3 protein-coding genes are annotated in these 12,486 nt (G+C 68.5%); all 3 read right to left on the bottom strand.

The features are described 5' to 3' along the window. A partial coding sequence (locus tag KUV67_13835) for a DUF11 domain-containing protein (GenBank protein MBY6205967.1) occupies window positions 1-1,353 on the bottom strand: 1,353 nt, incomplete at its 3' end. Beyond that, window positions 1,350-3,296 (bottom strand): DUF11 domain-containing protein, encoded by a 1,947-nt coding sequence (locus KUV67_13830; protein MBY6205966.1) that lies wholly within the window; start codon window positions 3,294-3,296, stop codon window positions 1,350-1,352. The genes KUV67_13830 and KUV67_13835, both read right to left, overlap by 4 nt. A 511-nt stretch (window positions 3,297-3,807) precedes the next feature. Beyond that, window positions 3,808-12,375 carry a DUF11 domain-containing protein gene (locus KUV67_13825; GenBank protein ID MBY6205965.1) on the bottom strand — a complete coding sequence of 2,856 codons (8,568 nt, stop codon included), beginning with the start codon at window positions 12,373-12,375 and terminating at the stop codon, window positions 3,808-3,810. Window positions 12,376-12,486 lie beyond the last annotated feature (111 nt).

Genomic DNA, 12,486 nt, shown 5'->3' with positions numbered 1-12,486 from the left:
GTTCTCGACCACGATCGTGTAGTCGATGACTTGCCCTGCGGCGGTCACCGGGTTCGGGCCGCCCGTCTGGGTCTTGGTGATCGTCAGGCTCGCCGCGGCGTTGACGGGCGTGGTCGCGGTGTCGGTGGTCGGGCCCGGCACTTCGTTGGTCGCAACCGATGCGCTGTTGATCAGGTCCGCGCCGGCGTCGATGTCCGCCTGGCTGACCGTGTAGCTGATCGTGTAGGTCCAGGTCTCACCGACGTCCAGCTGACCGTTCGCCGAGATGGACTCGGTCGGTCCGATCAGGGTGCCTGCGCTGCCGTTGGGCAGCGTGTCGGAGGTGCTGACGCCGGTCTGGGTCACGCTGCCGGTGTTCTCGACGACGATCGTGTAGTCGATCACCTGGCCAGCAGCGGTGACCGGGTTCGGGCCGCCCGTCTGGGTCTTGGTGATCGTCAGGCTCGCCGCCGCATTGACCGGCGTCGTCGCGGTGTCGGTGGTCGGGCCAGGAACCTGCGTCGTGGCCACCGAAGCGGTGTTGACGAGATCATTGCCGGCGTCGACGTCCGCCTGCGTGACCGTATAGCTGATCGTGTAGGTCCAGGTCTCACCGACGTCCAGCTGACCGTTCGCCGAGATGGACTCGGTCGGTCCGATCAGGGTGCCTGCGCTGCCGTCGGGCAGCGTGTCGGAGGTGCTGACGCCGGTCTGCGTGACCGCACCGGTGTTCTCGACAACGATCGTGTAGTCGATGACTTGCCCTGCGGCGGTCACCGGGTTCGGGCCGCCCGTCTGGGTCTTGGTGATCGTCAGGCTCGCCGCCGCGTTGACCGGCGTGGTCGCCGTGTCCGTGGTCGGTCCAGGGACCTGCGTCGTGGTGACACTCGCCGTGTTGACGAGGTCACTGCCCGCGTCGATGTCCGCCTGGGTGACCGTATAGCTGATGGTGTACGTCCAGGTCTCGCCCACGTCCAGCTGCCCGTTCGCCGAGATGGACTCGACCGGTCCGGACAGAACTCCGGCACTGCCGTCGGGCAGCGTGTCGGTGGCGCTGACCCCGGTCTGGGTCACGTTGCCCGTGTTCTCGACCACGATCGTGTAATCGATGACCTGGCCGGAGGCAGTGACCGGAGCAGGACCACCGCTCTGGGTCTTGGAGATGGTCAGCGATGGGGTCAATGCCACGACCGGGGTCGTCACGTTGTCCGTGTCGTTGCCGGGCACGGTATCGATCACCGTCGGCGGTGCGAAAACCGTCGCTTCGTTGTCGACCGACGTCTGCGCCTGCGCGCCCGTCGCGGCAAACAGCGTCAACCAGAGTGTCGCGGCCGCGGCGCGGGTAATCATCGTCTTGGTCGTCTGCATGATCATGTCCCGCTCGCGGTAACGGTGGCCTGGACGGTGAACGTCACCGAGGAGCCGACCGGGAAGGTCGGAATGACCACCCCCGGACCGGTCAGATCACCCACGGTGATCGGCCCTGCGGGGCAGACGGCGCCGCCCGACGCCGAACAGCTCACGCTGTTCAGGACAAGGCCGGCCGATGGTGTGTCCGTGACCACAGCACCGCCGGCCGCCTGCGGCCCGTTGTTGGTCACCACGATGGTGTAGGTGGTGGTCTGGCCCGAGATGAACGGCGAGGTCGGGTTCGACTTGTCGATCGCGAGATCCGCCCGGCAGGCCCGGCCCGCGTTGCCGCCCGGCCCGTCGGTCCCCGGGGCGATGACCACCGCCATCCCGGCTGCACCGGGACGCGCGCCGTGGGTCGGCCCACCCGGCGGCGAATCCGCCGTCGTGGTGACGCCCGGCGGGCCGCCCGCGACGTTGACCGATGCCGGCGCAGCGCTGGTCACGACGAAGCCGCCTCCACCGCCGCCGCCGGAGCCGTGCGCGGACGCTCCGGTTGCCCAGGCGTCGCCACCGCGTCCCCCGTCCGCTCGCACATCGAGCGTGGCCGACCATGTGCTTGCGATCACCGCGATGCTGCCTCCGGCGCCGCCGCCGCCGGCGCCGTCGTTGAGCGGGTTGTCGGTGGCGCGACCGCCACGGGCCGAGACGACCCCCGTTCCGGACAGCGTGCCGGCACGGATCATCACGATTCCGCCGCCGGCCGCCGCGCTGGACTGGACCGCCGTGCTGTTGTTGTTGTTGTCGCCGGCACCACCGCCGCCGCCGAGCACCAATCGCGAGATCGAGGCCGGTACGGAAGCGCCGCCGAAGCCCCACTTCTTGTCGGTCATGTTGCTGTAGTCGGGCAGGATCCCGGCATAGCCGGCACTGCGCCAGCCCGCCGCGCCGCGACCGCCGGCCCCGGCATTGCCGCCGCCACCGCCACCGCCGTTGTCCGAGCTCCCGTTCCAGAACGCCCCGCCGCCGCCGGCATTGCCAGGCGCGCCGCGGGCGTTGTTGCCCGACGTCGCGGTACCGGTCGGGTAGCCGCCCCACCCGGCACCGAGGTCGATGATGGCTGCGGTCGCGCCATCGGTTGCGGTCCGCTTCGTGCTCAGCAGTCTCGGCGTGCCTGCAATGCCCTCGCCCTTGCTGCCATGACGGGTCGGGTCGTCCCAGCGGAAGCGCTGGACCGCGTCGTTCGTGGCGCGCACGTCGCCGGCCCCGCCGCGGAATCCTGCGCCGTCGGCCCGGACGGCAAAGCCGTTGAAGTCGAAGCCGAATGCGGCGTCGATCGCGACGATGCCGCCCGAGAAGCCGTCCCACTCCAGCGCAGTCACGTTGCCGGTCAGGATTGCATTCAGCGCCTGCGGAACGCGCACGACCTGGAACGTCCGCCGACCCTGGGTCGGGGTCGCCGCCGCCTGCTGATAGGACAACGTGAGGGGCGTTGCCGAGAGATTCAGCAGCGAGGCGCTGCTCCCGGGACCGGCCCGAACGAACTCGTGGCGACCGGCGATGCAACCGGAGGCCGGGTCCGTGAACCCGCTGGCCGGCTCACCCGCCGCGCCGTTGCCGTAGAGCAGCGAGTCGCTGCTGTTGATGTTGGCGCACTGCATCTGGATGACCAGCACGAGGTCGCCCGCGGCAATCGGGGCCGCAGCGCCCCGGGGGCTGGACAGCGGAATGCTCGTCGATGCCGGACCGTAGCTGCCGGCCGACGGCGTGTAGTAGGTATTCACGACCCCCGCCAGCGACAGGTTCCCATCGGCTCCCGGCGTCGCGCACCGGTTCTGGGCATGGACCAGTCCGGGGAGCAGCAGGGCGGCCGCAAGAAGCGAGACCAGGAACCCGGGCGTCCGGCCCCGTGGGCGAACGTGGGATCTCGGGCCGGAAAACGGTCGTCGGGACGGCAGGTACGGCATCGGTCTGTTGGCTCCGGTTCGAACGCGGCGCCGGGTCGGAATCCGGCTTGCCGCTGGTCGACCCCGTCCGGCGTGCCTCATGCCGGCGTGCGATCGACCACGGTTCATGGAACCGACGCAAAACAACGCGTCGGCTGGATGCCAACAACTCGATGAATTCCCCGAAACCCCTTTGGTCGCGTGACGGTCGGCACGTTCCGGTACCCGGGAAGTGCCGGGCTTTGCGCCCTGCGACGGGAAAGGAGTATAGCGTCAAGGCGAGAGATGTCCAGCCATTTCTGAACCGAATGATGATGTCCGTAGCATATCGGGACCCAGTTTTGTGACGCGTATCACCGTCAAGCGTTCGGCGACAGGGGCGAGTTGGGTCAGTCGCAGGCCTTCGCAGGCGGCCTCGTGCGGCGATCGGAGCGGGGCCAACCGGAACCGGAACGAAAGCAGTCAATCGAAACGCGCCGGCCCGGGGCCGGCGCGTCGGGGGTGGAACGACCCTCGGCCGGTCGACCGAGCGTCAGGCGGAACGATGCGCTCCGCGGAGGCGCTCTCGCGACGCCGCGACGCCCGCCAGCAGCAGGATCAGCGCCAGCGCAACGACGCCCCACCGCTGCATCGTCGGCACCGCGATCGGCATGTTCAGCAGCGTAACCGCGCTGTCGCCATCATCCACGGCGCCGCCTCCCGGACCGGTTCCGATCGCGGTGGCGAAGTTCTGCAGTACGCCCTGTCGCAGCAGGACCGGCGTGATCTCGATGCTGCCGGTGCAGACGAGCACCTCGCCCGGAGCCAGCGTGGTCGGCTGGGCCGGCGTGCAGGCCAGCGTGTCGATCAGGCTGTCGACGATCTCGACATCGGCCAGGGTGACGTTGCCGACGTTGGTCGCGGTCAGCGTGTAGTCGACCGTTTCGCCGGCATCACCGAGGCCGTTGCCGTTGGTGTCGTTCAACACCGCATCCTTGACCAGGTCGATCGCCGGATCCTGCTGGATCGGCACGATCACCTGGGTCGAGGTCGGCGGGGTCTGGTCGCTGTCGGCCGTTGCATCGTTGATCACTTCGCCGGCATCGACGTCGGCCTGGGTCACCGTGTAACTGCCGGTGCAGACCAGCGCCTCGGTCGGCGCCAGCGTGGCCGGCTGGGCCGGGACGCAGGCCAGCGTCGGCAGCAGGCTGTCGACGATCGTCACGTTGGTCAGCGTCACGTTGCCCGCGTTGGTCGCGGTCAGGGTGTAGTCGATGACTTCACCGACATCGATCTGACCGTTGCCGTTCGGGTCGTTGACGTTCGCGGTCTTGACCAGGTCCAGAAGCGGATTCTGATCGATCGGCACCACGACCTGGTCGCTGCCCGGAGGCGTCTGGTCCGAATCGCCGGTGGCATTGTTGACCACGCTTCCGTTGTCGATGTCGGCCTGGGTGACGACGTATTCGCCGATCAACGTGCAGGTACCGCCCGGAGCGACCGATGCGCAGGGCGCGCTGCCGCCGGTCGGCGTGATCAGGTCGTCGACGATGGTCACGTTGGTCAGCGTCGCGTTGCCCGTGTTGGTCACGGTAACGGCGTACTCGAGCACGCTGCCGACCTCGATCGGGTCCGGCGCCGACGTCAGCACCTTGTCGACCACCAGTGCCGGGTTGTTGTCGACCGGCGTGGTGTCGCTGTCGTCGTTGTCGCCGGGCGTCGGATCCGGACCGTTGCTGCCGTCGTCGGCAACCGAGGCCGTGTTGTCGACCTGGTTGACGGCTACCGGCAGCGGATCGTCGATACGGACGCCGAACGCGACGCTGCCGCCCGAACCGGCGGGCACAGTACCCACCGCGAAGGAGCAGCTGCTTCCGGCCGACCCGTCGGGCACGCACGTCCAGCCCGCCGTGCTCGATCCGGCTTCGAAGGACGTGTTGGCCGGCACCGTATCGGTGATCACGACCCCGGTGGCGTCCTGGTTGCCGACGTTCTGGAAGTCCAGCGCGTAGACGACCACGCCGTCCGGTACACCGATCGCACCCCCGTCGTCCTTGACCAGCGTCAGGTCCGGCGTGGCGTCCAGGGGCGTGGTATCCCCGTCCGTGTTGTCGGCCGGAGTCGGGTCGGCGCCGTTCGCGCCGTCGTCGCCGACCGCGGCAGTGTTGTCGATCTGGTCCAGGCCCGGCGGTGCCGGATCGTCCACGGTCACTGCGAACAGTGCCGAGCCGTTGGCCCCGGCCGCGAGCGGCCCGATCGCCAGGGTACAGGCGCTGCCCGCGGACCCGTCGGGCACGCAGGACCAGCCCGGCGTGCTGGCACCGACCGCGAAGACCGTGCCGACGGGGACCGTGTCGGTCAGCACGACGCCCGTGGCGTCCTGATTGCCGACGTTGGCGTAGTCGAGCGTATAGACCACGGTGCCGCCGGGCACGGTGCTGACACCGCCGTCGTCCTTGACCAGCGTCAGGTCCGGTTGTGCGTTGACCGGGACCACCGTGGGGTCGTCGGCGCCGGGCGGATCCGGATCGTCGCTGACGCCGGGCGGCAGCTCGTCGCTGTCGAAGGTCGCCTGGTTGACCACTTCGGTCACACCCGGGGCCAACGGATCATCGATCACCGTGTCGTAGGTGATCGTCGCCGATCCGCCGGCCGCGATGCTCGGGATCGAGACCTGGACCACGGTGTCGCCGGCGGTGTTGCCGACGGCGACCGAGCCGCTGGACGTCGTGACGCTGCCGACCACCAGCGAGCTGTTGGCGTCCGGCACATCGTCGATCACGACATTCGACGCAGCACTCGCGCCGGTGTTCTGCAGGACCAGCGTGTAGCGAAGCGTGTCGCCCGGCGAAACGTCGCCGCTGCCGTCGGCATCGACCTGCAGCGCGTCGTCCTTCGACAGGGACAGGTCGGGCACCGCGATGCTGGCCGTCCCGTCGTCCGGCGGCAGGTCGCGCGCCGCCGGGTCCGCACCCGGAAGCGTATCGCCCCCGACCAGGTCGGCCGTGTTCGGCAAGGGGTTCGGCGATGGCGGCAGGACCGCCAGCGGGATATCGAATACCGCGCTGACGCCCGCACCGGCCGGCAGGGTGCCGTCGGGAGAGACGGCACCGGCGGCAGTGCGGAAGTTCAGGGTCTGCTGACCGACCGCCGGCGTGTCCGGCGAGAGCACCAGCTCGAAGCCGGCAGGCACCGACACCGGCGAGAACCCGGACAGGTCCCAGTCGGCCTCGTCGAACACGTCGCTGACATCCAGGTCGTAGGCCGGTGCGGTGCCGCTGTTGTCCAGCGACAGCGCGATCCGGACCACGCCGTCGTTCTGCAGCGTCATGGTCTTGTCCAGCGCTACGGCGGGCTCGACGACCTCGACGTCGGCCGTGTCCTCGAGGCTGTCGCCGACGAACGTGAACACGCCGCGATTGGTCAGCAGCGTGCCGTCCACGTTCGCGCCGACGTCGACCACGCGACCGACGATCTCGACGACGATCCGGTCGGCCGGACTGTCGATGCCGTCCGGGGCATTGGTCACGTCACCGAACTGGAACCGCACCGTATCGTCGAGTCCGTCGCCGAGCTGGTTGTCCTCGAACACCGGTGTGCCCGGCAGTGTGGTCGTGATGTTTCCACCGACCAGAGTGACGGTCGCACCGATCGCTTCGACCACGCCAGCGGCGGACGCCGGCAGGAAATCGACCAGCTCGGCCGAGTTGGTGACACCCTCGGGGAACACCAGGGTCAGCTCGTAGGTGACGGTCTCGCCGACGGTCAGATCGAGCAATGCGGGATCGTTCTGCGCCATCCCCGTATCGGGCTGGCTCGTATCGACCGCGACCTTGACCAGCGTCGGCGCGATGACGGTGACCTCCGCGGTGTCCGAGTCGGCGCCCTGGCGCGTTTGCCCGGCCACGAACACCGGTTGCGAGTCGTAGAGCAACTCGGCCATGTTGACCAGCGTGTCGCCCGGCGACACGGTGTTGTCGACGGTGAACTGGTACTCGATGAAGCAGGTCGCGGTGGCCTGGTCGAGAACCGGCACATCGAAGGCGATGACCGGTGCGCCGCTGGAGTCGGTGATCAATCCGGGGCAATCGGACACCACGGAGCCATCGCCGCCCCAGCTCAGGCCCGTCGGCAGCGTGTCGGTGATCGTGACGTTGAACGCGTCCGCGGTACTGGCTGGCGTGTGCGTCACGACGAGTCGTGCAGTGACGGTGTCGCCGGCGTCGACGAACCCGTCGGCAGGATCGGTGACGGTCTTGGTCAGGGCCACGGAGGGCGCGACCAGGTCGACCGGCGCCACACCGCTGACCGTGCTCGAGGTGGTCGACAGGGTCGCTTCGTTGAGCTGGTCGACATCGCCGCTCTGGTTGGCGGCCACGTCGAGAACCACAGCGATCACCTCGAACACCATCTCGTCGTCGGCATCGGTGACGCCGTCGGCGGTGTTGAGCACGTCGCCCAGCGTCCAGGTCGCCCGGTCGTCGATCGTGTCTCCATCCATGTCGGACGGTGTGCCCGGGTCATTGACTTCCGGGAGGCCGGCACCGGACAGGTTGGCCCCGACCGACACGACCCGCGAAGACAGGAGTTCCAGCACCGATGAACCGGTCGGCAACTGGTCCGTGACCACGGCGGACTCGCTGGTGCCTTCCGGGAACTGCACGGTGAAGCGATAGGTCACCTGTTCGCCGATGGTCAGATCATCCGGCGCGCCGAACTCGCCGTTGCCGGTACTCGGCTCGCTGGTGTCGAACACCTGCTTGACCAGGCCCGGCTCGGTGACCAGGATCTGGTGGTCGTCGTTTGCGCTGTTGGTGCGCTCGTCGGCGTTCGCACCGACCGCCGAGGTCCAGCTGACGTCGGCGGTGTTGGTCAGGGTTTCACCGGGGGACACGGTCGGGTCCAGCGTCGCCGAGTACTCGATGACGATGATTTCGCCGACGGGGATATCGGTCCAGCCCAACGCCACGGTATTGCCGCTGCTCGTGTTGGTCGCGAAGGGCGGAGAACCCGAGGTCTGGGTGATGCTGCCGACATTCAGGGTCAGATCGGCCGGCAGCACGTCCTGGAGCACGACGTCCTGGGCGTCGGCCGCGGAGCTGCCGCTGTGCTGGATGCTCACGGAGTACAGCACGGTATCGCCGGCGTCGCCGGAGGTGATGCTGCCGCTCTTGACCACGGTGAGGATGGGCTCGACCACGTCGATCCCGGCATTGGCCGAGGCGTTCAGGCCCGGACCGAACTGGACCAGGGCGGTGTTGGTCAGCGGATCGCCGTTGGCGTTCGCCGGCACGTCGACCAGGGTCGCGTCGACCTCGATCACGATGCGGTCTCCCGCATCGACCACGCCGTCCGGTGCATTGGCGACCTGGCCGAAATCGAAGCTGACCGTGTCGGCGATCCCGTCTCCGAGCTGCGCATCGCTGATCACGGCCGGCGGCGAGGGGTCGTCGGCGGTCAGGTTGGAACCGATCGGGAGGACGCGAGCAGCGTCGATCCGCATCACGCCATTGGTGAACGGCAGCGTGTCCGTGAGGACGACCTGCGGCGTCGTGCCTTCCGGCAGGGTCGCGACGATCTCGAAGGTCGCCTGCTCGCCGATCACGAGGTCCTCGACCCCGGCGCGGAACCGGCTGTCACCGGTCTGGGCTTCGCTCGTGGCGATCACGCTCTTGACGATGCCCACGCCGGGGATCGACACGGGCGCCGGGTCGGACGCGCTGTAATCGTTGACGCCGCCGGAGCCGTCGCGTTCGCCGTCGGCGGCACCCGGGCCACCCGGGACGATCGAACCCGTCGGATTCGGTGCGGTGCCCGCGGCCGGCAGCGAGGTCCAGACCGCGTTGGCAACGTTGGTCACGGTGGTTCCCGGCGCGACGCCGTTGGTCAGCGTGGCGTCGAAGGTCACCTGGATCGAGCAACCCGGGGCGACCTCGTCGAAGGTGATGTCGATATCGTCACCGACCGTGTTGTCGATCGTCGTGAGACCGGGGCAAGCGCTCGGCGTCACGGTCAGGTTGCTCACGCCCGCCAGACCGGACGGCAGCGAATCGGTCAGCCGGAATTCGTGGGCCGGACTGACGTTGCTGCCGGCGGCATTCGCGATGTCGATGGTGAAGGCGATGACATCGCCGGCGTCGCCGGTCGTCGGCGACGCCGACTTGGCGAAGGCGATGGCCGGTTCGGCGATGCGCACGGCAACGTTCGGTGCGTTTGCAGCGATCGGCGATCCGCCGCTGCGGATCTGGAAGCTGTTGTTGCGCGTCACGCCCTGCTGGTTGCCGGTGCTGTTGAGCACCAGTGCGTTGAACTCGACGAGCAGGAACTCGTCGTCGACGTCGTCGTCCGCGTTCTGCACGTCGCCGAAGGAGAAGATCGGATCCGTGCCGTCGCCGAACGGTCCGCCGAGGACGTTGGCCGGCGGGATGGCCGTGGCCACCGCCGCGCTGGAAACGGAGCCCGGATCGCCCGACGCGCCGTTCACGTTGCCCACCGGGAAGCCGCTTGCGCTCATGCCGCCCCCGTTGCTGACGAAGGTTGCGCGCGCGGTCCCGTCGTCGACGAAGCGCAGGCCCGTCGGCAGCAGGTCACGCAGGTCCAGCGACGCAATCTCGCCCTCCGGGATGCGTGCGGCCAGGCGGTAGCGAACGATCTCGCCGATCGCCGCGCGGGGCGGGCTCGCGCCGTCCGACGTGCCTGGCTCGGAACTACTGATGAAGTACTTGCTTGCAGCAGGCGGTGCGGTCGTCACGCGCGCCTGGTCTTCCTGGAACGGGAAGGCGGGAGCGCCCGGTTGGCTGGCCCAGTCCATGCGAGCGGTGTTCGTGATCGTGGTACTCGGCGCCACCGTGCCGACCACTTCGCAGTCCTGCGTGACCAGCGCCGTATCGGCGCCGAAGGGCGGACCGCTGCCGCCGCTCGCGGCCAGCGGATCGGTCAACTGCAGGCCACCGGCCAGTGTGCCGGAGAACGCCAGCGGCGCGCCCGTGCCGTCGGTGACCGAAACCAGCGTGCAATTGGTCAGTTCCGGCGCGCCCGCATCAAGAATGGTGACGTCGAAGGCCTGCGCGGAACCGACGTTCTCGGCGGTGATCACGTAGGTGATGCGATCGCTCGCGTCGGCGCCGACCAGGTCGCCGTCGACCGGCTGGCTGGCCGGCGGAGGAGAAATCGTGCCGTTTCCGTCGGTCCCCGATACGCCCTTGGTCACGCGCATGCTCGGCGCGCCGACGTTGAAGTTGACCGGACCGGTGCCGACCGCGACCGCGCCCGGCGTGTTCTCCGAACGCGCCAGCAGGATATTGGTCAGGAACAGGCCGTCGGCGAAGGGGTCGTCGGTGACCGTGACGAACAGATCGACCTGGATGGTTTCACCGGTCGTCGAAGTGAGATCCGGCCAGTCGATGAACAGCGCGTTCTGGGCCGCGTTGATCGAAATGCCGGTCGGCGTCAGCCCCGCCGTATCGTCGGGCCCGTAGACGACGTCGTTGCCGAAGGTCAGGTTCACGTCCGTGACGTCGAAAACCGGCAGCGGCAGGTAGTCTTCGAAGCGGATCGCGCTCGTGTCGCCGGCCGGCACCTGCTTGGTCAGGCGGAACTGGACCACCTCACCGGGCACGTAGAACGGCTGCGGGTTGACGATCTCCTTGGTCAGGCCGACGGGAATGATCCCGACCGACGCGCCGCTGCCGTTGTTGCACGAGTTCGCGCCCTGGACCAGCGAATAGTCCATGTCGACCGTGTTCGGCAGCGCATCCGACGACAGCACCGGCTCGCCGGTGTTCTGGTAGTCCTGCCGGATCTGCGCGTCGTAGGTCAGCGAAATCGACGTGCCGCGACCGAGCGTCCCGGCGGCTGCGCCGATGTCGTAGACCACCGTGGTGGTGAAATCGCCGTTGACCGTGACCGTCGGCGTGATCGGGACGGACCCGCCGTTGACGACCAGGTCGTCGTGACCGACGAAATCGATGCCGTCGGGGATGAGGTCGGTGACGACGAGGGCGTCGGCATCACCGGAATCGGTCACCTGGAACGAGAGGGTGTAGCGAACGGCGTCGCCGGGCACGCCCTGGCCCGGCGATGCGCCCTTCTGTACCACCACGTGCTCGGCCGAGACCGTGGTGTCGGCGGTCGCCGCTGGCAGCGCCTGGGCCGGGCCGGACGGCGGTACGTAGCTTGCCTGGACCGACGCGTCGTTGACCTGCGAGCGGACGTCGCAGAAGGTCTCGTCCAGGATGTCGACGATGTACCCGGAATAGGTGACCTGGACATCGCTCCCCGAGGTCGTGCCCACGGTCGCGCCCGAGCAGGTGACTTCCAGCGAGCCGCCCGGGCTGGCCAGCGACGGGGTCTGGGTCACGCTGCAGCCCGACCCGCCGGTCACGTTGACGCTGCCGATGAACTGGAAATCCGCCGGTAGTTGATCGCGGATCGTCAGCGGCTGAATCGTTGCCGTATTGGCGATGTCGACGGTCAACGTGTAATCGTAGGGCCAGCTCGTGCCAGGCGGCCGCTCGGACTCCGGCGCCGAATCGGTCTTGTCGAACAGCAGCACGGTCGGCGTGACCGGCCCGATGACCTCGGTGCCGATGATCGGACCGTTGTCGCCGGTCGCCGTATCGCCGAACTCGTAGACCGGGGTCAGCGAGACCGGCAGCGGCGAGCCGACGGTTGCCGACGGATCGATTTCGAGGCAGATGTCGACCGGAAGCGGCGGGCCGCCGGCGACCACCGACCCGACCGGAAACTCGAGGATGCGCAGCGAGTGCCCCTCGGTGCCGGTGACCGGCTGATTGATCAGCGGATCGGTCAGTTGATTGCCCGGGGCAGCCGGAAACGTTCCGACATCGATCACCGACCCGGCGCCGAACACATCGGCGCTGATGAAGTTCAAGCCCGGCGGCAGGTCCAGCCGCAGGTAGGGCCCGTAGCCCGGCGATCCGGTGTTGGTGAAGTTGGCCTGGAAACAGAACGATTCGCCGAGAAAGGACTCGGCCGGCACGTTCTCGTTCACGTTCGGCGTCTGGGCCAGCGCTGCACTCGGCAGCACGGCGAGGATCGGAAGAAGGCCAAGCGCAAGCAGACCGTTGCGCACGAATCGGCAGGTCGAAGTCGACGGCATGTATCTCGAATCCCGGGAAGTCTGGAGTATCAGCATAGCAAGCGGCGTGCCAAGCCGGTCAACCGGGGATTTCCCTCAGCGCGTCCGACGCCGGCCTGACACTAAGCGTCA

Origin of the sequence: Halomonas denitrificans (assembly GCA_019800895.1) — a bacterium.
Taxonomy (GTDB): domain Bacteria; phylum Pseudomonadota; class Gammaproteobacteria; order Xanthomonadales; family Wenzhouxiangellaceae.
This window is presented reverse-complemented; position numbering and strand designations above follow the sequence as displayed.

Excerpts from the sequence above, each read along its gene's own strand:
- KUV67_13830 (MBY6205966.1), bottom strand. The coding sequence starts at position 3,296 with ATGCCGTACCTGCCGTCCCGACGACCGTTTTCCGGCCCGAGATCCCAC.
- KUV67_13825 (MBY6205965.1), bottom strand. The coding sequence starts at position 12,375 with ATGCCGTCGACTTCGACCTGCCGATTCGTGCGCAACGGTCTGCTTGCG.